The following is a 24,797-nucleotide window of genomic DNA, read 5'->3' on the forward strand; positions in this document are numbered from 1 at the left end:
ATCGCCTTACCCGTCGCTTCCTTCCCTCGAAGCCGACACCTCGTCGGCCGCCTCCGCCGCCGGTCGGCCCAAAGGCAAGCGTCGCAAAGTCGGGCGAATCTCGGCCGCCAGGAAGAAGGAGCCGGCGACGAACACGATATCGTCGGGCGATGCGAGTTCTGCCGCTGTTTGCCAGGCCTTTTCGGGCGTTGCGGCAAGCAACCGTACCGCACGGGTCGGTTCGGTGGGCCAGGCGGCGGCTAGTTCGCCCAGCGGCACTGCGCGCGGATTCTCGGTGTATTGCGTCAAGATTACCCGATCGGTGCCGGCGGCCAACTCCTGAAGCATGCCTCGGTAGTCTTTACCTTGGGTGGTGCCGAAAACGGCAATCCGCTTGCCGCTGCATTCGGCCCCCTGAAGCGTGTCCAACAAGGCCCGCACCGAGGCCACGTTGTGCGACGCATCGAGAACCGTGAGCGGCCGCATGCCGACGATTTCGATGCGGGCGGGAACGACCGTCGTGGCCAAGGCGCGGCGAACGGCGTCTTCACGGATCGTGAATCCTTTTTCGGAGAGCACCAAGGCCATGGCCAGCGCGACCGAGGCATTCGCCGCCTGATGGGCGCCCGGCGGTGCCAAGACGACGTCCCGAAGTCCCAATTCCGACCGGTCGCGGTGATAGACGAAATCGAAGCGACCGCCCAAGGGTGCGGCGGGGGAAGGTGTCGCCCGGTAACGATAACGATAATGGATTCCCGCCTGGATGACCGGCGCTTCCATCTCGCGGCAAACGCCGTGAATCACCTCCCGCGGAATCGGTGATTCGACGCCGCACACCAGCGGTATGCCGCGTTTGACGATTCCCGCCTTTTCCCACGCGATGCGTTCCAGCGTGTCGCCCAATTGTTGCGTATGATCGTAGCTGATGCTGGTAATCGCCGTCACCACAGGCCGGCATACGTTCGTCGAATCGAGTCTTCCGCCCAGCCCGACTTCGAGGACGATGAAATCAACGTTCGCGCGGGCGAAGTGCAACAAGGCGAGGGCCGTCAAGATTTCGAAGTATGTGGGGCCGAACTCGGTGCCTTCTTCTGCGACGGCCTGCCGATCCATCTCGGCGATGATCGGCATCATCTCGCTGAGCAGTTCGATGAACGTGTCGAAAGAACAGGGGCTTCCGTCGACGGCCAGACGTTCCTCGACCCGCTCCAGGTGTGGCGACGTGAACACGCCGACGCGATATCCGGCCTCCTTGAGCATGTTTCCGATCATCACCGCCGTCGAACCTTTGCCTTTGGTGCCGGCGATGTGCACGATCGGGGCCGCGTCCTGCGGATCGCCCAAACGCTTCAACAACTCGCGCATCCGGGCGAGCTTCAAGGCTTTTGCGGTGTACGGCGGGGTGAGAAACCGCTCGTAGTTCGTGCGGGCGTACAGGAACTCGAGGGCCGCGCGCCGCCGGTCGGTCGTGTTGAACGGATCGTTGCGGGTCATAAAACAAAAAGGTTGATTTCGAACGAGCTTTCGGTGTCCCAATCCGGGGAAATCGCGCGGCAAATGATCGACGGTCCACGGCGACAAACTGCAGAAAACGAAAGAGTCTTCGCCGAGTCGAGGGGACGAATCCAAGTAATTTTCGCACATCCCCCTCGAATCGGCTATCCCGGGAAAAGGAGAATATCGTTCCCGAGATGGCGATCAGAATGCATCTTGTGGGCTGTTTGCATTACCCCCGCCCGTGCTATTTTTGCTTTGTCGGCTTTATCTGTTTTTCCTGGATTTTGCGTCGCGAAAGTTCCTGGGCGAATGAAAGACGCAGTCGGCGGCATCGGAGCGACGATCCCCGACAGGAAAGGGAAAGTAACGCTGACGACTGTCATATGAAACAGGAAAAATTGTTGCAATACGATCGATCCCCGATCTATAATGCCCGCGGCGGCGTCGAGATGTCCCCCCTCCTGTTTTCGGCCCGGCCGATGCCTTCGGCGGGTCGCGTTTCCGTCGGCGGCACCGCGTTCGGTTCCTATCCCTCCGCACCCAGCGGCCGATCATGATTTACTCCCCTCCGGCTTACCGGCTGAACAGCGCCGGGTTTTCCTCGGCGTGGTTTCTTGGTCGCCTTCGTTTGGTCGTCGTCTTGTCGGCGGCCGTTTGGCTGCTCGGTCCGGCGCGTTCGTCTCCCGCGTCCGAAAGCCCGAAAGCTTGGCCTGCCGACTTCGCCCAAGCGACGGTGCGGCCGTTCTTTTCGCAGCATTGTTTCGATTGCCACAGCGGTCCCGATGCGGAAGCCGGGATCGACCTCGCTGCGTTTACCTCGGCGGAGGATATTCCGGCCGATCGCGACCGGTGGCGTCGCGTCGAGCGCATGATCGCGACGGGACAGATGCCGCCGGAGGACATGCCGCGACCCGATCCCGATCAGGCGGCCGAGGTTGCCGCGTGGATCGCCGAATACGTCGAGCAGCTCGATTGCTCGGGGCCGGTCGATCCGGGGAGGACGACCATTCGGCGTCTCAACCGGCGGCAATACGTGAATACCGTTCGCGACTTGTTGGGCGTCGAGGTCGCGGCCGATGCGCTTCCGCCCGACGACGTCGGTTACGGCTTCGACAGTATCGCCGACGTGCTCTCGCTTCCGCCGATGCTGATGGATAAATACTTGGCGCTGGCGGAGGACGTCGCGCGGCAAGTCGAAGTTCCGCCGCTGCCCGAGAGCGATCCCGTCGCGTACGCGAAGGCCGAATTGCGCACGTTGATGACGCGGGCCTACCGGCGTCCGGTGCAGGACGACGAATTCGAACGCCTTTGGCGCATGGTCGAGTCGGCGTATCAAGACGGCGAAACCCCGGAGACGTGCCGGCGGTTGGCGGTCGAGGCGTTGTTGATCTCGCCTCACTTCCTGTTTCGGATCGAGCGTGATCCGCCCGAACTGCCCGACGGCGCCGTGCGACCGCTCGACGATTTCGAGCTGGCTGTTCGGTTGTCGTATTTCTTGACCGTCTCGATGCCCGACGAACCGTTGTTCGTGAAGGCTTCGGCGGGGGATCTCCAACGCCTGGATGAACTCGAAGCGGAGGCGAATCGCCTGTTGGACAGTCCGCGTTCCCGCGATTTCGTCACCGACTTCACCGAGCAATGGTTGCAACTGCGGAATCTGGACGACCTCGAACCCGATCCGACGCTCTTCCCCGTGTTCGATGCCAAGTTGCGGAGCAGCCTGCGTGAGGAGGCGATCCGCTTGGTCGAGGCGTTTGTGCGGGAAGATCGTCCGATCGTGGAGTTGCTCGATTGCGATTTCACTTTTGTCGATCGGCGGCTGGCGGCGTATTACGGCCTGGAGGGTGAGTTCGACGAAGGTTTTCGGCGTGTCTCGCTCGAGGGAACGCATCGGGGCGGCTTGATCACGCTGGGGGCCGTGTTGGCCGTGACGGGGAACCCGACGCGGACGTCGCCGGTCAAACGCGGCAAATGGATTATGGAAAACATCCTGGGCACGTCGCCGCCCGATCCGCCGCCGAACGTGCCGATGCTGCCCGACGACGGCGGCGGACCCGTCACCGGCTCGCTTCGGCAACGCATGGAAAAACACCGCAGCGACCCGACTTGTGCCGTTTGCCACAAGCAGATGGATCCGTTGGGTTTCGCGCTGGAAAACTTCGACGCGATCGGACGCTGGCGAACGAGCGACGGGGGGCAACCGATCGACGCGGCCGACGTGCTGCCCGACGGACGCCGTTTCGACGGGCCCGACACCTTCCGCCGCATGCTCCGCGAAACGTCGCAGCGCGAGTTCGTCGAATGCGTCGTCCGCAAGCTGATGATCTACGCCTTGGGCCGCGGGCTGGAAGAGTCCGACGCCTGCACGGTACGGGCGATCGTCGATGAGATACTCGAAACCGACGGCAGCCTGCGCGATGCGATTTTGGCCGTCGTCCGCAGCGACACCTTCCGCAAGGTGCGGGTGTCGCACGCAACGGAAGACGAAACGTGATCCCACACGTACCACGAAGGCTGGAACGAGAACGAAGGCGGTCGCACGAGGAAAGTCGGTGCAAGATGAAACGAAAACACCTATCACGACGAACCGTGCTGCGCGGTCTGGGGACGGCGTTGTTCTTGCCGTGGCTCGACGCGATGCGTCCCGCGCTCGGAATCGAGTCGAAGCCGCCGATGCGGCTGGTCTACTTTTACGTGCCCAACGGGATCCACATGCCCGCCTGGCGTCCGAAGGAAGCCGGGCCGCTGGGCACGCTGCCGCCGTCGTTGGAACCGCTTACCGAATTCAAGGACTACCTCACGATTCTGAGCGAATTGACGCTCAACGGGGCTCGCTCGTTGGGTGACGGACCGGGCGATCATGCACGTTCGGCCGCGGCTTTCTTGACCGGGGCTCATCCGCACAAGACCGACGGTGCCGACATTCGCAACGGCATCTCGGTGGATCAGCAGGCGGCGCAGGTGTTGGGAAAGGAAACGCGGTTTCCATCACTGGAAGTCGGGTTGGATCCGAGCGCCCAGGCCGGCCGATGCGACTCGGGGTACAGTTGTGCCTACGTGTCGACGATCTCGTGGCGTTCGCCGACGTCGCCGGTCGCCAAAGAAACCAATCCGCGGGCGATCTTCGAACGACTGTTCGGTGATGCGAAAACGTCGGTCGGACGAACGGATCGGCAGGCGATGTATCGCAAGAGCGTTCTCGACTTCGCCGCCGAGGAGGCGGCTTCGTTGCGGGCGCAGCTCGGCCCGGGCGACCGGCGGAAGCTGGACGAATACCTCTACGCCGTGCGGCAGATCGAGCGGCGCTTGGAGCGAATCGAGGCAGAGGACGCGATGCAGGCGGCTGCACGCAAGGCTCCGCCCGCCCAACCGCCGCGCGCATTCGTCGAACGATTGCGACTGTTGATGGACATGATGATCCTGGCCCTACAAACCGATGCGACACGCGTCGTCACGTGCATGGTGTGCAACGCCGGTAGCAACCGCACGTATCCCGAGGTGGGGGCGAAGGAAGGGCATCACAGCCTGTCGCACCACCAAAACGATCCCCGCAAGCTCGACTTGCTGGCCAAGATCAATCGTCATCACATCGAGCAGTTCGGATACTTCCTGAAACAAGCGGCCGAAGTCGCTTTCGACGGTGCATCGTTGCTCGACTCGGCGTTGATCATGTACGGCAGCGGCATCAGCGACGGAAATCGGCACAATCACGACGACCTGCCCATCATCCTGCTGGGCAAAGGAAACGGAGCGGTCCGTCCGGGACGGCACCTGGTGTACGAAAAGAACACGCCGCTGGCAAACTTGTACCTGAAAATGTTGCACGAGATCGGCATGGACATCGACCGGTTCGCCGACAGCACCGCTCCGCTGGTCATGTAGCCCGAGCACACCACAACACCCCTGTTGCTCGATCCGTGAGGCACTCGAAAGGACGGCACATGCGAATCGACACGCAAGCGAACCTGTTCATCGCGCCGACTGCCGGGCGACGTTCATCCCGTCGAACACTGTTTTTCGGTGCGATCACCGGATTGTTCTTGGCAGGCGCCGTTGCAACCGTCGGAGTCGCCGGCGACGCGATGCCTTCCGCCGAAGATCGGCCCGTGCAGTTCGACAGCCAGATTCGGCCGATCCTTTCGGATAATTGCTTTTTCTGTCACGGTCCCGATCCCGAAACGCGGGAAGCGGACTTGCGTCTCGATCAACCCGAAGGGGCCCTGGGCACGGAAGACGAACCCGGGGTCGTCGTTCCCGGAAGTCGGGACGAAAGCGAACTGTTCTACCGCATCAGCTCGACAGACGAATACGAACAGATGCCGCCGCCCGAGTCGGGCAAGAAGTTGACTCCCGACCAAATCGAACTCATCGGCCGTTGGATCGACGAAGGCGCCCCGTGGGAATCGCACTGGGCGTTCGTGCCCCCGCAACGACCGGCACTGCCCGAAGTGCAAAACGAATCGTGGTGTCGCAATCCGATCGATCGCTTCATTCTGGCGCGGTTGGAAAGCGAGGGATTGAAGCCTTCACCCGAGGCCGAGAAAACGCGCCTGCTCCGCCGCGTGACCTACGACTTGACCGGCCTTCCGCCGACGCCCGAAGAGGTCGATGCGTTTCTGGCCGACGATTCGCCCGATGCCTACGAAAAAGTGGTCGACCGGTTGTTGGCCTCGCCGCATTACGGCGAACACATGGCGCGGTACTGGCTCGACGTGGCCCGTTACGGCGACACGCACGGCCTGCACCTGGACAATTACCGCTCGATGTGGCCCTATCGCGACTGGGTCGTGAAGGCGTTCAACGAGAATCTGCCGTTCGATCAATTCACGGTGAAGCAGCTCGCCGGCGACCTGTTGCCCGATGCGTCGCTGGACGACAAGATCGCATCGGGCTTCAACCGCTGCAACATCACGACCAGCGAAGGCGGGGCGATTGCCGAGGAATTCCTCGTGCGTTACGCGGTCGACCGCACGAAAACGATGGGGACGGCCTGGATGGGGCTGACCGTCGGCTGCGCCGTCTGTCACGACCACAAGTACGATCCGATCAGTCAGAAGGAGTTCTACCAGCTTTACGCCTTCTTTTACAGCATGGCCGATCCGGCGATGGACGGAAACGCCGAGCTGACTCCGCCGTTCGTGAAAGTGCCCTCGCCCGAGCAGGCCGAAATGAAAGCTGCACTCGTCGAACGTATCGCCGAAATCGACCGTTCGATCGAGGCCGAGTTGACGAAACTCGAAAGCGAATACGCCGATCCTCTGGACGATGCCGAGGTGCCCTCCGTTTCCGAACCGCAGGATTACTTGTGGGTCGACGACGACGTTCCGCAAGGCGCGAAGCTTTCGGCCGACGGGCAACCGTGGGAATTCGTCGCCGGAGGGAAGGACGGCGTTCCGCCGGCCGTTGCAGGCGAAAAGGTCATGCGCCGCGCCGCCGAGGGCCTGGCGCAGCACTATTTCGTCAATGCCGTCCCGCTGGAGATCGGTAAAGGAGACGTCTTTTTCGTGAGCGTGTATCTCGATCCCGAGAACCCGCCGCAGGAAATCATGCTGCAATGGAACGACGGCTCGTGGGAACATCGCGCTTACTGGGGCGACGGATTGATTCCGTACGGCGGCGACAAGGACTCGCCCGCCCATCGGCGATTGGGCGATTTGCCCGCGGCAGGCGAATGGGTGCGGCTCGAAGTGCCGGTCGACGAAGTCGGCTTCCAACCCGGCGCCAAGGTGCAAGGCTGGGCCTTCACACAGCACGGCGGCACGGTGTACTGGGATGCCGCCGGGCTACGCACCAAAACACCGCAGGCGGGCACGTCGTTTCGGTCTTTTCGACGGTGGGAGGTGTTCGTCCGCGACGCCCAAGGAGCCGGGCTTCCGAAACCGTTGGCCGATATTGCCAAGCTTTCGCCCGAAAAACGAAACGAAAACCAGACGAAACAACTCTTCCGCCACTTCCTGCGGCACGTGTGTGCCGAGTACCGCGAACGTTTTGCGCCGTGGAACGAGAAACGAGACAAGCTGCAAAAGGAACTGGACGAGCTCGAAAAGCAGATCCCCGGGACGTTGGTTTCGGCCGATTTGCCCAAGCCGCGTCAAGCACACCGCTTGGACCGGGGTGAATACGACAAGCCGAAAGAAGCCGTTGAACCGGATGTGCTCGCCGTCCTCCCCCCGATGCCGAACGATGCACCTCACAACCGCTTGGGGCTGGCCCGGTGGCTGGTCGCACCCGAGCATCCGTTGACGGCACGGGTCACGGTAAACCGGTTTTGGCAACAGGTCTTTGGGACGGGCATTGTGAAAACGGCCGAAGACTTCGGCTCGCAGGGCGAGCGTCCCAGCCATCCCCGATTGCTCGATTGGTTGGCCGTCGAGTTCCGAGAAAGCGGCTGGGACGTCAAACACATGATGCGGCTGATGGTGACTTCGGCGACCTACCGGCAGTCGGCGAAGACGACGCCGGAACTTCTGGCGATCGATCCCGACAACCGACTGCTCGCGCGCGGTCCGCGGTACCGCATGGACGGCGAGATGATCCGCGACACCGCATTGTTCGTCTCTGGGCTTCTGGTCGATCGACTCGGCGGTAAAGGCGTCAAGCCGTATCAGCCGTCCGGATTGTGGGAAGCGGTCGGATACGAGAGCAGCAACACGGCCCGTTACGTGCAAGACCACGGTGAAGCACTGTATCGGCGCAGTTTGTACCTGTTCTGGAAGCGGACATCGCCCCCGCCGGTGATGATCCTGTTCGACGCTCCCAGCCGCGAAGAGTGCGTCGCCCGTCGTCCTCGCACGAACACGCCGTTGCAAGCGCTGGCGTTGATGAACGAAACCGCGCAGGTCGAAGCGGCCCGCAAACTGGCCGAACGATTGATGCACGAAGGCGGCGACACGGCCGAGGCGAAAGCCGCGTTCGGTTTCCGCCTGGTGACGGCACGCTTCCCCGACGAGATCGAACTTGCCGTGTTGCTGGATCAATACCGCAACCAGCGAGCCTACTTCCAGTCGCGTCCCGAAGCGGCCGAGCAACTGCTGGGCGTCGGCGAATCGCCGCGCGACGAATCGCTTCCGCCGGTCGACCTGGCCGCGTGGACGATGACCGCCAACGTGCTGTTGAATATCGACGAAACGATCTGCAAATAGCCGTCGGGCCGTGGTAGGAGGACGATTGCCCTGCTGCGCAGGCTGCGGTCCCGAAGACGTTCGATCCGAATATGAATTTCTAGTTGAACGATTGAAAGCGGAGTCGACCATGGATCCCCGCGAAGAAAATGCCCTGCTGGAAACCCGGCGTCAGTTCTTCGGCCGCGCCGCACGGGGGCTCGGCCCGATCGCTTTGGCGGCCCTGTTGAATCCGCGTCTGTTTGCCGGTTCGTCCGCGGGCGACGACCCGCTGCGAAATCCGGGAGCAGGCGGCGTGTTGCAACGGCTGCACGTGAAGCCGCGGGCGAAACGCGTCATCTACCTGGTCATGAACGGGGCGCCGTCGCAAATCGACCTGTTCGATTACAAGCCGAAGATGCAGGAGATGTTCGACGTCGACCTGCCCGACTCGGTACGGATGGGGCAGCGGCTGACGACGATGACCTCCGGCCAAAAGCGGTTCCCCATCGCACCGTCGATCTACAAGTTCAAGCAATACGGCCCCTCGGGCGCGTGGATCAGCGAATTGCTGCCGAACATCGCCGACGTGGCGGGCGAAATCGCCATCGTCAAAAGCATGTACACCGAGGCGATCAATCACGATCCGGCGATTACGTACTTGTTCACCGGCGCGCAGGTGCCGGGCCGGCCGTGCATGGGCGCATGGCTTTCGTACGGGTTGGGATCGATGAACGCCGATCTGCCGACGTTCGTGGTTCTCCACTCGACGTGGAGCTCCAAACGCGACGCCCAGGCCATCTACGCGCGGTTGTGGGGATCGGGGTTCTTGCCGTCGAAATATCAGGGGGTGAGTTTTCGCTCGCAAGGCGATCCGGTGCTGTACCTGTCGAATCCGCCGGGCGTCGACGAAAAATCCCGCCGCATGATGATCGACGGTGTGGTCGCGTTGAACAAGAAGCTGTACGACGAACTGGGCGATCCCGAGATCCAAACACGCATCGCCCAGTACGAAATGGCGTATCGCATGCAATTCTCGGTGCCCGAGTTGACCGATATCAGCAAGGAACCGGAAGAGACCTTCGCCCTGTACGGGGAAGATGCCCGCACGCCCGGTACGTTCGCGGCCAATTGCTTGTTGGCCCGGCGGTTGGTCGAGCGCGACGTGCGATTCGTACAGATTTTCCATCGCGGATGGGATCAGCACGGGCAGTTGCCGCGGGACTTGCCGTTGCAATGCAAAGACATCGACCGCGCGTGTCGCGGATTGATTCTCGATCTCAAACGCCGTGGTCTGCTGGAAGATACGCTGATCGTCTGGGGCGGTGAGTTCGGACGCACGATCTACTGCCAAGGCACACTCACGAAAGACAACTACGGCCGCGATCACCATCCGCGTTGCTACACCATGTGGTTGGCCGGCGGCGGCATCAAGCCGGGAATCGTCTACGGCGAGACGGACGACTTCAGCTACAACATCACCGAGAACCCGGTGCACATCCACGACTTGAACGCCACGATCCTGCATTGCCTGGGCATCGACCACAAGCGACTCACGTACAAGTACCAAGGACGCGACTTCCGCTTGACCGACGTCCACGGCAACGTCGTCGAAGATTTGCTCGCCTGATACCGCAAGCGGCACCGAGCAGCCGTCGCGGAAGGCATCATCCGGAGCGACGGATGTTCGCTCGACGCCCGACGAAGCGGGGATCGTTCGCGTGGGATGAGGACTTGCGATCCGACTAGCGGGCGTCATCCCAAAGCGCATCACCGGCGGGGCGGGCGGTCTTGCGCATCTCTTCCTGGAACAGGATGGCCATGCCGCGCAACTTGCGCGCGATTCGGCCGTTCGAAACCGGATGCTGTTCACCGGGATCGGCCGACAGGTCGTACAACGTGAGCGTGGGATTCAAGTAGAGTTTCCATTGTCGCCAGCGGACGGCGGCCAACGCCCCTTGGCTGCCGTGATAGAAAAAGGCTTCGTCGTACTCGTCGCGGGTGATCAACTCGGCCCACTCGCGAGGCGGATCCCACCAGCGGCGCAGCGGTATGTCGGCATTCAACGACCCGCCGGTTCCCGCTGCGGGCACGGTCGAAGTCTTTCCCTGAAGCAGCGGCGCGAGATCGCGGCCGTCGATGACGACGCCGTCGGGCACACGGATGCCTGCCAGCGTCGCCAGCGTCGGATACCAATCCATGGCCCGCACGACCTCGCGACAGACGACGCCGCTTTGAATGCCCGATCCCGGCCCCCAGGCGATCGCAGGTACGCGGATACCGCCTTCGAACGTGGAGAGCTTGTGTCCGCGGATCGGCTGTTGCGGGTTCCTGCCCGGCCCGCGGCCGTTGTCGGAAAGGTACAGCACGATCGTGCGGTCGGCGATGTCGAGTCGTTCGAGGGTGTCCATCAGCCGGCCGACGTGATAGTCCAACTCTTGAATCGCGTCGCCGTATTCGCCCCAGTTCGAGCTGCCTTGGAACTCGGGGCTCACCCCCAGCGGATTGTGCAACATCGTGTGCGGCAGATAAAGGAAAAACGGATGATCCTTGTTCGCTTCGATGAAGCGGATGGCTTCGTCGGTGTAAAGGCGGGTCAACTCGGCGGGATCGACGGGCCGTTTGACGACCGTGCCGTTGCGAAGCAGCGGCACGCCGCCCTCATCCTCGAAGTAGACGGTCTCCACCGGGTCGAGGTTGTGCAGCAGGCCGAAATATTCGTCGAAGCCCTGATTCCACGGCAGGAACGGTTCTCGGAAACCGAGATGCCATTTGCCGATGCACGCGGTCGCATAGCCTTGCGAATGGAACAGTTCGGCCAAGGTCAATTCGTCGGGATGGATGCCCGACTTCGAATCGGCGCGGTGGACCCAAATGTGGTTTCCTACGCGCCTCGGATAGCAGCCGGTAAGCAACCCTGCCCGCGACGGACTGCAAATCGGCGCGGCCGCGTAGTAGTCGGTGAAACGGATTCCCCCCGCAGCGATCGCGTCGATGCGAGGCGTTTTCACCTCGGTCGCCCCGTAGCACCCTAGATCGTAATAGCCCTGATCGTCGACGAAGATCAGCAGCACATTCGGTCGTACTGTTTCGGCCGCCGGCACCAGCGGCGCCAGGCACGCGGCAAGCAGAAAAGCAGCGACGAAGCGAGAAGTGCGAAACATGATCGGTCCTCGGTTCGGCAACACCCCTGTTGCAAGCACGCACTTCCCCCGCGTGCGACAAGGCGATCGCCCGTCGCCGAAGTCGAATCTAGTCACCGGTTTCGCAGAACGCAAACGACTCGCGTGATTCGCGGTTTACGCGAAGAGTGCCTCGACCGGTTTGCCCTCACCGTTTTCGGTGGCGTAGAAGGGGCGTTTCTCGATTTCAAACGACGTTCGCGGAGAAATACCCAGCGCCGTGTAGATGGTGGCGTGCAGGTCGGAGATCGAGACCGGGTCACGAGTCACGAGGAAGGGACGTTCCTCGGCCGTTTCGCCGTGCAGGTATCCGCGTTTGATGCCGCCGCCGAACATCAGGACCGAGCTCGATCCCGTGAAATGGCGGTGCAGGCCGTATTGTTTGAGTTCCGACATCTTGTCGGCCTTCGCCCGCGATTGGTCCCGGGCCGTGCTCCCCGGCACCCCTTCCACCATCATGTCGCGGCTGAATTCGCTGGCCAGCACGACCAGCGTGCGGTCGAGCAGGCCGCGTTCTTCGAGATCCAGGATCAACTGCGCCACGGGTCTGTCGATCATTTGCTTCATCGCGGCGGCGCGGGTGTGGCCGTTTTCGTGGGTGTCCCAGCCTTCGAAAGGGACGTACTCGGTCGTGACTTCGATGAAGCGGGCACCGGCTTCGACCAGCCGACGAGCCAACAGGCACCCCAGCCCGAACCGTCCCGTATTGTAGGTGTCGTAGACGGCCTTCGGCTCTTCCGAAAGGTCGAACGCCTTGCGTTTGGGGGAAACCAAAAGACGATGCGCGTTTTCGACCGAACGCAGCATCGCTTCACGGTGCTCGGCCGAGGCGTGATGATACGCCGGATTCTTCTCGACCAAGCGGCGGTAGAACTGGTGTCGGGCTTCGAACCGCGTGGGGGTCATTCCCTCGGGCGGTCGGACGGCCCGGATCGCATCGTCGGGATACGGCAACAGAAACGGGCCGAACTCGGTGCCGAAAAAACCGGCCTGATGGAACGCCTTCAGCTCTTCCTTCTCGCCGACGCCTTCCAGTCGCTGGCCGATGTCGATGAAGGCGGGAATCGCCGGATCACGCGGCCCGAGCAACTTGGCGATCCATGCGCCCATGTGCGGTGCCGCCACGGTTTGCGGCGGAACATATCCGGTGTGCCAATGATACTGATGCCGAGAATGAAGGATATGCCCCAGATCGGCCAGCACGTGTGAACGGATCAGCGTGCCGCGATCCATGATCGACGCAATCCGGTCGAGATGCTGTGAAATCTTGATGTCGTCGACGACGGTATCGATCGCGGGAAAGGTGCTCAGGATTTTTTCGGCAGGCAGTCCGATTTCGAACGGTTCGTACCGCTTGGGATCGAACGTGTCGGGGGCCGCCATGCCGCCTGCCATCCACAACAAGATGCACGCATCGGCCTTCGGAGCCGGGGGAACGGTTTCGGCAGACAGCTTCGGAATCGGGCCTGCCAGGGCCGCGAGCACAGCCGCGGTGGTCGACTTCAAGAACGCTCGTCGACTGTGATTTTCTCGATCGAATACGTCGGATCGCATGGACCGTTCCTCGCCCTCGAAATCAATGAACAAAAAAGAATTCGGGCTGCATCAAGATCACCCAAAGCAGATCGGCCACGTGCTCGGCCTGCGGCGTGTCGCCCAAGAACGCCGTCGCTTCGGCGAGTTCGTCGGCGCTCGGTTCGCGACATAGCGTCGCGAGGTACACATGACGAACGAGCTCTCTCGTTGAAGGATGGTCGGCCGTCAGGCGGGTTCCGGCCCGGGCCGCCAGCGCGGCAAACGTGGGGCCGTTGGTCAGCTCCAATGCTTGCAGCGTGTCGAGGTCGCTCGGTCGTGTCGAGACGACCTGTTCCCGATTGGGACGCCCCAGCGCCCGTTGCATGGCGTCGGCACGCACCAACGACGCGCGGACGAACCGTGCCGGCGGCGCTTCGGGCGGTAACGCCGCCTCGGGCTTCGCCGGAGCGGCGTCGGCAAGCGACCACACGGCGTCGGTGAACTGTTCGGCAGTCAATCGTTTGGGAATCGGGCCGCGGAAATCGTCGCGTGCCTCGGCCGGTCGGGTGTCGCACGTCGCGCGATACGCCTGTGATGTGGCGATGTGGAACAGCAGCTCTTTCAAGTCGTAATCGTGCGCGACCAGGTAGCCGGCCAGGTAATCGAGAATGTCCTCATCGAATGCCGGGTTTTGCATCATGTCGACCGGCTCGACCAGCCCGCGGCCGAACAAACGATGCCACAGTCGGTTCACGATCGTGCGGGAAAAACGGCCGTTCGCAGGCGAGGTGGTCAATGCCGCGAATTGGGCAAGGCGTTCTTCACGCGGCGCGTGAGGGTCGATGTCGCCCAGCTCGGGGAACAAGTAATGGGCCTGCGCGGTTCGCCCGGTGGGCTTGTCGCAGCGGAAGATTTCCAGCGGCTCATCGGCAGTGATCGCCGCCAGCCCATAGGCGTCGTCGAGCGTCCAGCGGTCGATGAAACTGTCATGGCACGAGGCGCACTTCATGTTGATGCCGAGAAAGACCTGGCTGGTCGTCTGCGCGAACTGAAGTTCGGTCGATTGGCTCGCGTTCACGTTTCCCCGCCAACGAATGCCGCGGATGAAGCCTTCGGCTTCGGGCTTTGGAGCGAGCAGTTCCCGCACGAATTCGTCGAACGGTTTGTTCTCCAGCAGCGATCGATACAACCAGCCGGTGATCTGCTTGCGCCCTCCGTCGATGTAGCCTGTGCCCGCGTAATCGTTGCGCAAGAGATCGTTCCAATAGGTCAACCAATGATCGGCATACGCGCGGCGATCGTCGAGAAGCCGTCGAACGAGCCGCGCATCGCGATCGGGGCGGGTGTCGTTCACGAATGCGTCGCGTTCTTCCGGCGTCGGTAGAAGGCCCGTCAGGTCCAACGAAGCCCGACGCAGGAACACGGCATCGTCACACGGTTCGGGCGCGGCGATGCCGTTTCGCGCGTAGTACGCATGCAGCAGGGCGTCGAGCGGATGTGCGTGCGTCTTCGGGACGGCGACCTCGCGCAGCGCCGGCGGTCGCGTGAACGTGTCGGCTGTTGCGAACGTGAAGCCCGGTTCCCAGGGAACCTCTTGGGCGATCCAATGTTTCAAGACGTCGATTTCGTCGGCCGACAGCGGATCGCCTTCCGGCGGCATGCGATAGTCGGGATCGCTGCTGGTGACGCGGTCGATCAGCTCGCTGCCTTCGGGCCGCCCCGGCACGACGACCAGGCTTCGTAACAGGGCACGGCGATCGTCGAACGAAACGCCGCCTTCGTAGACGCCGTCGGCGTGGCAACCGATACAGCGGTTTTCAAGGATGGGGACGACCTCGTGCACGAAATCGACCGGCTTCGAGTCGGCCGAGCGCCCCACCGTCGCGTTTGCGAAAACGAGCCCCCACACCCCCACCACGACGAGCAACGACCGACCACGCATGAGCACCGCCCTACAAGAATAATGTCAACTGACGCCGACATTATTTCGCAAAAATGCGCCGCGGCAATGAATTCGGACGGCGGCTTTGGTGATGCAGAGGTCGCCAATCGGCCTATTCGATCGAAATCGGCCTATGCGCGGACAATGGGGGCGCGGGCCGACGGCGCGGCCGGGCATCGGTCGGTGCGCGGATGACGCGATTTTTCCTCGGACACCGCCTGCACACGCAGGTAAGCGGTTACTGCTTGTCGGCGTTCGCTTCGAGCCGGGCGGGAACGTAGCGGGTCATCTGGTTGAGATATCCCCCCACGTGACCGGCGTTTTTCATCGATGCCCGCTTCATCGCCTCCACGGCGGGAAGGGCGTCTTCCCCCATGCGATCGAGCACGTTGATCGCCCGCAATCGAACCAGCGGCGAGGGCGATTCGAGCAATTCGGTCAGTACGTCGAGGGCTGTTTGGACGTCGCCCAGCTTGTAGAGAACCTCGGCGGCGACGGCCCGGTTGTAACCCGGCTCGGAGGGGGTTCCGGCAATTTGCTTTGCGACCGATCGGGCCGGCGCGGCCTGTTCGCCCAAGGCGACAAGCCCCGTCACCCCCCAGTAGCGAAACACAGGGTCGCCGTGCCCCGCCAACGCGACGAGATCCTCCAGACACTTCGGATCGCGCCGGCTTGCGATTTCGGCGGCGTCGAGCAGTTCGGCGACCGGGTTCGCCTTTCTGTCGAAGGCGACATCGTAGGGCGTTCTTCCTTCGGCGCGGTCGAGCATTGCTTGTTCGGGTAAGAGCCCCAAGTCGCCCGTCGCGATCATCCAACGGCGGCACTCGGCGCGCATTTCGGCGAGCACGTCGGCATACTGCGGGTCATCGGCCAGATTGTGCACCTGATACGGATCGGCGGCGGTGTCGTACAATTCTTCGACCGGCTTGGGCTGGAAGTAGCGATCCTGGACGGGATTCAACTTGCCCTCTTCGTGCAGGCGGCGCCAGACCTTCATCGTGGGCATCTGTTCGGTGTATTCGACATATTGCGACCAAGGCAAGTGCGGATAGAAGTTGCGGTTGTATTGGAATCGGGCGCTGCGGACCACGCGAACCATGTCGAACCGTTCAGCCATGCGGTCGCGGATCGCGTAGACATATTTCCGCGGCGGTCCGGCCTGCGGTCCCAAAAACGGTACACCTTGCATCGCTTTGGGGATGGACACGCCGGCCAGGCTCAACACCGTGGGCGCGAAATCGACGAAGCTGACCAGGCGGTCGGTCGTGCCGCCCGGCGGTGTCGGAGCCCATTGGGCGTACTTCTTGGGAAAGCGGACGAGAAACGGAACCTTCAGGCCCGGGCCCCAAACCCATTTCTTGACGCCCGGCATTCCGGCTCCGTGGTCGGAAAAGAAAAACACGATCGTGTCGTCGGCCAGGCCGTCTTCCTCCAATTGCTTCAAGATGTCGCCCGCCTGATAGTCCATCGCGGTGATGTTGTCGTGATAGCGGGCCCAGTCTCTGCGCGACTGGGGGGTGTCGGGATGAAACGGCGGAACGACGACTTCGTTCGGGTCGTGGAATTCCTCAGGTTTCAGCCGGGCCGTATTCCGGCGATAGGCGGCCTCGGGCACGCGAATTTGGCTCTCATGCGTAACGGTGAAATTGAATACGGCGAAAAACGGTTGTCCCGGCTTGCGATTCCGCCAGTGCGCCGCGCGACTCGATTCGTCCCACGCTTCGGGCGGCACGGCGAAGTTGTAGTCGGTCTTCACGTTGTTCGTGCAGTAATAGCCCGCGCGACGCAGATATTCCGGAAAGCACTTTACCGCCTCGGGCAACCAGGTGGTACTGCGCATGCCGTGACTGCCGAGCGTCGAGGGGTATACGCCGGTGATCAGGCAACTACGGTTCGGCGAGCAAACGCCGGTAATGCCGTATGCATTCGTATAACGCGTCCCCTCGGCGGCCAGCCGATCGAGATTCGGCGTATGTGCATTCGGAGTGCCGTAACAGCCCAAGTCGGGACTGATATCTTCACACGTGATCCACAGGATGTTGGGACTCTCGGCGGCCGCGGCTTTTGCCGTTGCCGATACCGTAAGACACACCGTCGCAACACCATACAGAAAAGCCCGCAACATACGCCTTCCTCCTGCAACATCGTTCGGTTGCGGTTGGGGGACTATACTGTCGCTTTCGCTGTACGGTAATTGCCGCAGCGAAGCGAGACAACCGCTGCGTGTCGGATTCATTGATGCGAGGTATCTGAAACACGAGGCGAGCGGCAATCCCGCATCGCTTTCTCTTGCCGTCCACACTGAAAATTGCTACCGTGCGCCGCTTCCCTCGGCAAAACGACTCGACGATCAGCAGAAGAAAAGCATGTTCGGTCGAACGGCATTTGGAATTACGGTCGTGGGCGTCCTTGCGGCGCACCTTCTCGCGCGTGCGCCGAACGTTTCGGGCGGCATCGTCGAGAGCATACTGGCCGAGGCTGCCGGACGGAACGCGCCGTCGAAGGCTTCATCGGGGGCGGGCGATCGCACCCGCAAAACGCACGTTTCGCGACACGATTGCAACGATGTCGACTGCGAGACCTGCGACGGCGAGACGTCGTTTTGGTTGTACGTGGGGGAAGAATTGGTGTGGCCGGTCGTCGCCTCGCCCGTCTGGGTACCGATGGCCGTATTGGAAGACGAGCACGACCATGTCACCCGCTTCGTCGACTATCCGTATCAAGAGCCCGACTGCGGATGTCTGTACCGTGATCCGGCGAATGCGGCAAGTTGGTCGTTGGAGCAGGCCCTTTGGGGCCGGGCCTCGATCGACTTTGCGACGCCCGTCGACGACCTGTATCGTGTCGGCGGCAGTTTGTTTCTCTCCGGGGCGAACCGCTTCGGAGTCGACGCGCAGGCGCATTGGTTCGAAGAACGTCTCGGGGACGGCTCGTACGATCACATGACACTCGGCGATGCCGACATCCACTACCGCTTCGCCGAGTCGGAACGCGGCTACTTCTACATCGGGGTCGGCTTCAACTGGCTCGAGGGCGAAGGGCAATTCGACGCCGGTGTGAACACGACCTACGGCTTCGACCTCTTCTTCGCGCGTCCGTTCGTCTCGTCGACCCAAATCGACTTGGGGACGCTCGGCGACACCTCGCTGTTTCGGTTCCGCACGACGATCGGGGCTGCCGCGGGACGCTTCGAACCCTTTATCGGGTACGAATACCTCGACGTGGGAACGACCGAGCTCAACCAACTCGTCTCGGGAATCACCTTTTCGTTCTGAAAGCCGAATCTGAAGAGCGTTCCCCCGTGTAGAGGGAGACGAGGCCGGGGATATCGCACGTCCCCTTTCGGCAAGCGGGGCTATTCCCGAGAATAGATGTTTTTGCGGCGTGCGCCGGGAGACGCTGCCTTCACACCGCTTGCGGTAATCATCACGACACGACTTTTGCCGAAAAGGGCCCTCCCGTGCCCAAAGAACTGCTCAACGAATCGATTCGGGGGGAACTCGTCTTCTTGGGGACGGGAACCTCGCACGGGGTACCGCTGATCGGTTGCGGATGCCGCGTCTGCCGAAGCAACGATCCGCGCAACCGCCGTACCCGTTGCGCCGTCGTCTTCGGCCTGCCGTTCGGCAATCTCTTGATCGATACCCCGCCGGAGTTGCGGTTGCAACTGACGCGGGAGCGAATCGGCGTCATTCACGCGGTCGCGTTCACCCACGGTCATGCCGACCACCTGTTCGGGCTGGACGATCTGCGGATCATGAACAAGTACCTGGGCGGCGGAGTGCCCCTTTTTTGCGAAGAGCAGGTAGAAAACCGCATCCGGCGGGCGTTCGATTACGCCTTTTCGGAGGCGGCGCGTCGCCTTCCCCACGGAGGGATCCCAGAGCTGCAAATCCATCGGATCGGTCCCGAGCCGTTCGACTTGCTGGGGGCCGAAATCGTTCCCGTGCGATTGGCCCACGGTAGCTGGGACATCTTGGGCTTCCGCATCGGCAAGACGGCCTACTGTACCGATGTGAAAACGATTCCCGAGCCGTCGAAGGCGCAGTTGTACGACCTCGATTGTTTGATCCTGGACTGTTTGCGAAAAGAGCCTCATCCGACGCACATGTCGCTCGACGAGGCCTTGGTCGCTGTGGAAGAACTTCGTCCCAAGCGGTGCTATTTCACGCACATGTGTCATCGGCTCGATCACGCCGAACTCGAAGCGAGCCTGCCGGAGAACGTCCGACCGGCCTACGACGGGCTGCGGATCCCACTGGCGGGGATCGAGTTTCCCCCGCTTTCCGAGGAACGCGAAGTCCGGTGTTCGTCGCCGCCGGGCAGCGCTCCACAGTCGAGCTGAGAGCGAACTCAAGATACAAATCACGATTCCCATCCCCCCCAACGAGCGCTCCCTCGTCGAGCCGGTTCCGCGAGGTGAACGCCGATCGCAATGGACGCCCCCGCCTGACGGGGGCCGCAAGATCGGCCGGAGCGCGGCAACATTGCGGATTGGGAACCGAGCGTCCGAGCAACAAACTCAGGTGTACGAATGGGCAACACTGATAAACAGCAGCTTTTAGGAAAGCTGGAAAAACATGGGCAAGAGCACCTGTTGGCGTTCTGGGATCAGTTGGACGTGCAACAGCGTGACTCGTTGGCGGCGCAGATCGCCGAGGTCGACTTCGATTTGATCGCCCGGTTGTACGCGAACCGTGATGCGGTGGTCGATGTGGCGGGGTTGCTGGCCCAAGCGACTTCGCCCCGGGCGGTGCGGCTGGGGCGACCCTCGGAGTACTCGCCCGAAGAAGCACGCCGTCGAGGAGAACAGGCCCTGGCCGCAGGCGAAGTGGCCGCGCTCTTGGTCGCCGGAGGCCAAGGAACACGGCTGGGATTTCCGCATCCGAAAGGGATGTTCGAAATCGGGCCGGTATCGAATCGCACCTTGTTCCAGATTCACGTCGAGAAGATACGCGCCCGTTCGCGACGTTACGGAAAGCCCATCCCGTTGGCGTTGATGACCAGCCCGGCGACGAACGACGAAACGATCGCCTTCTTCGCCGAACACGAGCGGTTCGGCTTGCCCGTGGACGACTTGTTGGTGTTTTGCCAAGGGACGATGCCCGCGGTCGACGCGCAAACCGGCAAGTTGTTGCTGGCGGCGCCCGACCGGTTGGCCGTCAGTCCCGACGGGCATGGGGGGATGCTTGCGGCGTTGGTGAAAAGCGGCACGATGGAGAAGCTGCGGTCGCGGGGCATCCGCTATTTGTTCTACTTCCAGGTCGACAATCCGCTGGTCGATATCGCCGCGCCCGAGGTGATCGGATACCACTTGCTCTCCGGTTCCGAGATGACGACCGAGGTGGTCGCGAAGAAAACGCCGCTGGACCGGGTGGGTAATGTCGTCCAGGTCGGTGATCGGCTTCACGTGATCGAGTACAGCGACCTGCCCGACGAACTGGCCCGTCGCACCGCAGAAGACGGTTCGTTGCTCTTGTGGGCGGGCAGCATCGGCGTGCACGTGATCAATCTCGATTTCCTCGCCCGCATGAGTGATCTGGCCGAGGCGTTGCCGTTCCACATCGCCCGCAAGAAAGTGCCCTACGTCGATTTGCAGGGCCAAGCCCATAAGCCGGAAAGCCCGAACGCGATCAAGTTCGAGCGGTTCATCTTCGATTTGATTCCGCAGGCCGAAAACGCGATCGTCGTCGAGGTCGACGCTGCGGAACACTTCGCCCCCTTGAAGAATGCCCCGGGGGCCGCCGAGGACACGCCCGAGGCGGTCCGCGAGGCGATCGTCGCTTTCTATCGCAAATGGTTGGAAGCGGCCGGAGCCGAAGTCGCCGACGGCGTAGCGGTGGAGGTTTCGCCGTTGTTTGCGCTCGATGTCGATGAGCTGCGCACGAAGCTGCCCGCCGGGACGAAGGTCGTCGAGCCGACGTACTTCGCCTGACGGTTTACGCGGCCCCGGTCGTGCGAAAGTCGTCACACACGAGGGAACATCATCAAACGGAGGTCCGACGATGTTGCACGCAGTGATCATGGCCGGAGGCTCAGGCACCCGCTTGTGGCCCGAGAGTCGCGCCGACCGTCCGAAACAACTGCTCAAGATCACGGACGACCGGACGATGATTCGCGCGACGGTCGATCGCTTGGGTGAGTTGGTTCCGCGGGAAAACGTGCTCATTGCGACCACGCAGGCACTCGCTCCGCGGATCGGTGAAGAGCTTTCGTTTCTTCCGCCCGAGGCGATCCTGGCCGAGCCGTGTCCGCGGAACACGGCGCCGTGTATTGCGTTGGCGGCACTGTTCGTCGTCCGCAAGGATCCGGAAGGAACGATGGCCGTGATGCCTGCCGATCATGTCATCTTTCCGCCCGAGCGATTCCAGGCGGCCTTGCAACTGGCGTCCGACCTGGTCGAGGAGGATCCCTCACGGCTGATCACCTTCGGCATCAAGCCGACGTATCCGTCGCCGTCGTTCGGCTACATCGAGCGAGGCGAGGCGTTGCAGTCGCCGAAGGTCGACGGCTCGATCCCCGTGCACGAAGTGGCGCGCTTCCGTGAAAAGCCGAGCGTCGAGGTCGCCCGCGAGTATCTCGCGGCAGGCACGTTTTCGTGGAATGCCGGGATCTTCGTGTGGAAAGCGAAGACGATCCTCGAAGCCCTGCGGCGATACGAACCGGAAATCACAACCCGTCTGGACGCGATCGACAAGGCGATCGGCACGCCCGACTACGAACGCGTGTTGGCCGAAGAATTCGCGGCAATGCCCAAGATCTCGATCGACTACGCCGTGATGGAAAAGGCCGATCGGGTGATCGTGATCGAAGCGCCGTTCGAGTGGGACGACGTGGGCGGCTGGCGTTCTCTGGAACGTCTCAAAGACAAAGACGCAAACGGAAACGTGATCGATGCCGCCCGTGCGGTGGCGATCGACACGAAGGATTCGATCATCCGCTGCGGCGATGCAGCGCGCGTGGTCGCGACCTTGGGCGTCGAGAACCTGATCGTCGTCGTAACCCCCGATGCCGTGTTGGTCGCCGACAAGAACCGCGAGGAGGACGTCCGCAAGATCATCGAGCAATTGCAAGCCGGCGGCGCGAACGACGTGTTGTGATTCCCGCGTTTTCGACAGGCGCGAATGTCGAACGAATGATTTCTGCCGGCGGCGAGGCGATCAGGTCGTCTCGCCGTCTTTGTTTTGGGACCGCTGGAGGGCCGCGAGCGCACGCGGCTGCACCGGGTTCTGCGGCGGCGAGGTGCCGATTTGCAGAAAAGGTTGAACCAAAACCTTGAAAACGATTGTCGATTGTATACAATCGACACGTATGGTTGATGTGATCAACGGGCGCGAAATCACGGGCAGGACCGGAAGGTCGCCCCACGATACTCGCCTCTGTTCGGTTCTCGCGTCGAGGCGGCATCATGTTCCAGCTACTCGCACACCGCCGGGCAATCGTCTGCCACGCGATCCTGTGCGCGTTCTTCGCGGCAACCTGCTCCGCGGAAACCGTTCGGCGGCCCAACGTCGTCCTCATCATGACCGACGACCAAGGGTATGCCGATATGTCGTGTCACGGCAATCCGTATCTGAAGACGCCGAATATCGATGCCTTGCACGACGAGGCCGTCCGCTTCACCGATTTCCACGTCGACCCTACATGCTCCCCCACGCGCGCCGCGCTGATGACCGGGCGCTATTCGAGTCGCGTAGGCGTCTGGCTGACGTATGCGGGCAGGCACCGACCGTGGCCCGACGAACTTACCGCCGGTGATATTTTCTCGGCCAATGGGTATCGGACGGCCGTCTTCGGCAAGTGGCACCTGGGCGATAATTACCCGTACCGGCCCGTCGACCGCGGCTTCCAAGAATCGCTCGTGCACGGCGGGGGCGTCGTCGGCGAAGCGCCCGACTTCTGGGGAAACGACAACTACAACGATATCTACGTGCGCAACGGATGCCGTGAAGCAGTTCGCGGCTACTGCACCGACGTCTGGTTCGAGGAAGCGATCCGCTTCATCGAATCGACGCGCGATCGGCCGTTTTTCATCTACTTGCCCACGAACGCCGCGCATGGGCCCCATCATGTTCCCTGGAAATACGCCGAGCCTTATGCCGAATTGGGCGACCGCACGGCGCGGTTTTTCGGCATGATCGCGAACATCGACGAAAACCTCGGCCGGTTCCGCCGCAAACTCGACGAACTGGGGCTTGCCGAGAACACGATCCTTGTTTTCTTGACCGACAACGGCGGCACCGCCGGCGTGCAGGTATACAACGCGGGAATGCGAGGCTCGAAAGCGACGGCATACGAGGGCGGCCACCGCGCGGCTTGCTTTATATACTGGCCCGCGGGCGGTCTTTACGGGGGACGCGACGTCGACCGCCTGGCCGCCCATTTTGATCTCTTGCCCACGTTGATCGAGCTCTGCCGATTGAAACTGCCGCGCCCGGTCGATTTCGACGGAAAGAGCCTTGCGCCGCTGTTGAAAGACCCGAACGCCCCTTGGCCGGAACGCACCTTGTTCGTCCATCACCAAGGCCGTTTCAACCAGCCGCTGGTCGACGATCGCCCCATCAAGTACAAGGACTTTTCCGTCCTCACCGAGACGTGGCGGCTGGTCGGCGACGGTCCGGAGAAACGTGAATTGTACGCGATCGAAGACGACCCGGGGCAAAAGCACGACCTGGCCGGGGAACATCCCGAAGTGGTCGCCCGTTTGATGCAGGCCTACGAGGCATGGTGGGCTCACATTTCGACACGCTTCGACGATTACGCCCGCGTCGTCGTCGGCAGCGAGGCACAACCGAAAACCGTCCTCACTTGTCAGCAATGGCACGGGGAGCATATCCCCTACAGCCAGCAGATGGTTCGGCAGGCGATGGATGCCGAGGGCTTCTGGGATTTGAAGGTCGCTCGAAAAGGACGTTATCGCATCGCTCTGCGGCGTTGGCCCGAGGAACTCGACGTCGCGATCCGCGATGTCGTGCCGCCCCCTCAACTCGATCCGCAAAAGCATGCGATTTCGAAGGGGTATCGTGCTCCAACCGGTCGCATCGACGCCGTGCGGGCACGGCTGGCGATCGGTGACTTCGACGAAGTACGGCCGGTCGGTCCCGACGATCGTGAAGTCGTCTTCGATGTCGAACTGCCCGAAGGTCCGGTGGATTTGCACGCGTGGTTCTACGATACCTCGGGCAAGCGGTGGGGAGTGTACTACGTCGTCATCGAACGACTGTAACGTGTAAAGGCGGTCGCAGCGAGAGAAACCCGTTCCAGCGTATTCCGAACAGGAGATGACGTCATGTTGGTGGGAGTCATGTGGGCGATCGTCGCCGGGATCATGTTGGGATTGTATGCCCTTCCCGGCAAGTTCACCAAGGATTTCAAGTTCGAAAACACCTGGGGGCTGTTCTTTTTGCTGACGATGTTCGTCGTCCCCATCGCCGCTACGGCGATCTTGATGAAGGGGATCGGCGGCGTCTACTCGGACTTCCCGCAATGGAAGCTGGCGGTGATGTGCGTGGCCAGTTTGGCCTGGGGGTTGGGCGTGATGATGTGGGGTAAGGCGATCACCCACATCGGCATGTCGTTGGG

14 protein-coding genes and 1 pseudogene are annotated in these 24,797 nt (G+C 62.1%); 10 read left to right on the forward strand and 5 right to left on the reverse strand.

Going from position 1 to position 24,797, the window contains the following annotated elements; all coding sequences use genetic code 11:
• Positions 1 to 6: 6 nt before the first annotated feature.
• Positions 7 to 1,473 (reverse strand): bifunctional folylpolyglutamate synthase/dihydrofolate synthase, encoded by a 1,467-nt coding sequence (locus ACYQ2I_RS17760; protein ID WP_460168374.1) that lies wholly within the window; start codon positions 1,471 to 1,473, stop codon positions 7 to 9.
• Between the two features lie 556 nt (positions 1,474 to 2,029).
• On the opposite strand from ACYQ2I_RS17760, the gene ACYQ2I_RS17765 reads away from it, so the two are divergent.
• The 4 genes from ACYQ2I_RS17765 (at position 2,030) to ACYQ2I_RS17780 (ending at position 10,206) form a co-directional block, all read left to right on the forward strand.
• Positions 2,030 to 3,970, forward strand: a complete 1,941-nt coding sequence (locus ACYQ2I_RS17765) for a DUF1592 domain-containing protein (protein ID WP_460168375.1) — start codon at positions 2,030 to 2,032, stop codon at positions 3,968 to 3,970.
• A 65-nt stretch (positions 3,971 to 4,035) separates the two neighbouring features.
• Positions 4,036 to 5,358, forward strand: a complete 1,323-nt coding sequence (locus tag ACYQ2I_RS17770; protein WP_460168376.1) for a DUF1552 domain-containing protein — start codon at positions 4,036 to 4,038, stop codon at positions 5,356 to 5,358.
• 59 nt (positions 5,359 to 5,417) lie between these two features.
• Positions 5,418 to 8,618 carry a PSD1 and planctomycete cytochrome C domain-containing protein gene (locus ACYQ2I_RS17775; RefSeq protein ID WP_460168377.1) on the forward strand — a complete coding sequence of 1,067 codons (3,201 nt, stop codon included), beginning with the start codon at positions 5,418 to 5,420 and terminating at the stop codon, positions 8,616 to 8,618.
• 109 nt (positions 8,619 to 8,727) lie between these two features.
• Positions 8,728 to 10,206: a DUF1501 domain-containing protein gene (locus tag ACYQ2I_RS17780; protein WP_460168378.1), complete on the forward strand. Its 1,479-nt coding sequence runs from the start codon at positions 8,728 to 8,730 to the stop codon at positions 10,204 to 10,206.
• Positions 10,207 to 10,321: 115 nt separating this feature from the next.
• Here the strand turns inward: ACYQ2I_RS17780 and ACYQ2I_RS17785 are convergent, their stop codons facing one another.
• From ACYQ2I_RS17785 to ACYQ2I_RS17800, 4 genes are all read right to left on the reverse strand, one after another.
• Positions 10,322 to 11,740: a sulfatase family protein gene (locus tag ACYQ2I_RS17785; RefSeq protein ID WP_460168379.1), complete on the reverse strand. Its 1,419-nt coding sequence runs from the start codon at positions 11,738 to 11,740 to the stop codon at positions 10,322 to 10,324.
• Between the two features lie 135 nt (positions 11,741 to 11,875).
• Positions 11,876 to 13,312, reverse strand: coding sequence for a DUF1501 domain-containing protein (locus ACYQ2I_RS17790; RefSeq protein WP_460168380.1), 1,437 nt, complete (start codon positions 13,310 to 13,312; stop codon positions 11,876 to 11,878).
• 22 nt (positions 13,313 to 13,334) lie between these two features.
• On the reverse strand, positions 13,335 to 15,215 hold the full coding sequence (locus tag ACYQ2I_RS17795) for a PSD1 and planctomycete cytochrome C domain-containing protein (RefSeq protein ID WP_460168381.1): 1,881 nt from the start codon (positions 15,213 to 15,215) through the stop codon (positions 13,335 to 13,337).
• Positions 15,216 to 15,453: 238 nt separating this feature from the next.
• Positions 15,454 to 17,340, reverse strand: a complete 1,887-nt coding sequence (locus ACYQ2I_RS17800) for a sulfatase-like hydrolase/transferase (protein ID WP_460168382.1) — start codon at positions 17,338 to 17,340, stop codon at positions 15,454 to 15,456.
• A gap of 241 nt (positions 17,341 to 17,581) precedes the next feature.
• On the opposite strand from ACYQ2I_RS17800, the gene ACYQ2I_RS17805 reads away from it, so the two are divergent.
• The 6 genes and pseudogenes from ACYQ2I_RS17805 to ACYQ2I_RS17830 form a co-directional block, all read left to right on the forward strand.
• Positions 17,582 to 18,490 carry a hypothetical protein gene (locus ACYQ2I_RS17805; RefSeq protein ID WP_460168383.1) on the forward strand — a complete coding sequence of 303 codons (909 nt, stop codon included), beginning with the start codon at positions 17,582 to 17,584 and terminating at the stop codon, positions 18,488 to 18,490.
• A gap of 185 nt (positions 18,491 to 18,675) precedes the next feature.
• A complete protein-coding gene (locus ACYQ2I_RS17810; RefSeq protein WP_460168384.1) occupies positions 18,676 to 19,560 on the forward strand; it encodes an MBL fold metallo-hydrolase in 885 nt (294 codons plus the stop codon).
• A gap of 189 nt (positions 19,561 to 19,749) precedes the next feature.
• Positions 19,750 to 21,150: a UTP--glucose-1-phosphate uridylyltransferase gene (locus tag ACYQ2I_RS17815; protein ID WP_460168385.1), complete on the forward strand. Its 1,401-nt coding sequence runs from the start codon at positions 19,750 to 19,752 to the stop codon at positions 21,148 to 21,150.
• 70 nt (positions 21,151 to 21,220) lie between these two features.
• Positions 21,221 to 22,315 carry a mannose-1-phosphate guanylyltransferase gene (locus ACYQ2I_RS17820; protein WP_460168386.1) on the forward strand — a complete coding sequence of 365 codons (1,095 nt, stop codon included), beginning with the start codon at positions 21,221 to 21,223 and terminating at the stop codon, positions 22,313 to 22,315.
• Between the two features lie 308 nt (positions 22,316 to 22,623).
• Positions 22,624 to 24,441 (forward strand): arylsulfatase, encoded by a 1,818-nt coding sequence (locus ACYQ2I_RS17825; RefSeq protein ID WP_460168387.1) that lies wholly within the window; start codon positions 22,624 to 22,626, stop codon positions 24,439 to 24,441.
• A 63-nt stretch (positions 24,442 to 24,504) separates the two neighbouring features.
• Positions 24,505 to 24,797: pseudogene (locus ACYQ2I_RS17830) on the forward strand (L-rhamnose/proton symporter RhaT); the annotation flags it as partial.

The organism is Thermostilla marina, from assembly GCF_054657455.1.

Excerpts from the sequence above, each read along its gene's own strand:
- ACYQ2I_RS17805 (WP_460168383.1), top strand. The coding sequence starts at position 17,582 with ATGTTCGGTCGAACGGCATTTGGAATTACGGTCGTGGGCGTCCTTGCG.
- ACYQ2I_RS17785 (WP_460168379.1), bottom strand. The coding sequence starts at position 11,740 with ATGTTTCGCACTTCTCGCTTCGTCGCTGCTTTTCTGCTTGCCGCGTGC.
- ACYQ2I_RS17795 (WP_460168381.1), bottom strand. The coding sequence starts at position 15,215 with ATGCGTGGTCGGTCGTTGCTCGTCGTGGTGGGGGTGTGGGGGCTCGTT.
- ACYQ2I_RS17770 (WP_460168376.1), top strand. The coding sequence starts at position 4,036 with ATGAAACGAAAACACCTATCACGACGAACCGTGCTGCGCGGTCTGGGG.
- ACYQ2I_RS17825 (WP_460168387.1), top strand. The coding sequence starts at position 22,624 with ATGTTCCAGCTACTCGCACACCGCCGGGCAATCGTCTGCCACGCGATC.
- ACYQ2I_RS17765 (WP_460168375.1), top strand. The coding sequence starts at position 2,030 with ATGATTTACTCCCCTCCGGCTTACCGGCTGAACAGCGCCGGGTTTTCC.
- ACYQ2I_RS17780 (WP_460168378.1), top strand. The coding sequence starts at position 8,728 with ATGGATCCCCGCGAAGAAAATGCCCTGCTGGAAACCCGGCGTCAGTTC.
- ACYQ2I_RS17790 (WP_460168380.1), bottom strand. The coding sequence starts at position 13,312 with ATGCGATCCGACGTATTCGATCGAGAAAATCACAGTCGACGAGCGTTC.
- ACYQ2I_RS17800 (WP_460168382.1), bottom strand. The coding sequence starts at position 17,340 with ATGTTGCGGGCTTTTCTGTATGGTGTTGCGACGGTGTGTCTTACGGTA.
- ACYQ2I_RS17775 (WP_460168377.1), top strand. The coding sequence starts at position 5,418 with ATGCGAATCGACACGCAAGCGAACCTGTTCATCGCGCCGACTGCCGGG.
- ACYQ2I_RS17760 (WP_460168374.1), bottom strand. The coding sequence starts at position 1,473 with ATGACCCGCAACGATCCGTTCAACACGACCGACCGGCGGCGCGCGGCC.
- ACYQ2I_RS17815 (WP_460168385.1), top strand. The coding sequence starts at position 19,750 with ATGGGCAACACTGATAAACAGCAGCTTTTAGGAAAGCTGGAAAAACAT.
- ACYQ2I_RS17820 (WP_460168386.1), top strand. The coding sequence starts at position 21,221 with ATGTTGCACGCAGTGATCATGGCCGGAGGCTCAGGCACCCGCTTGTGG.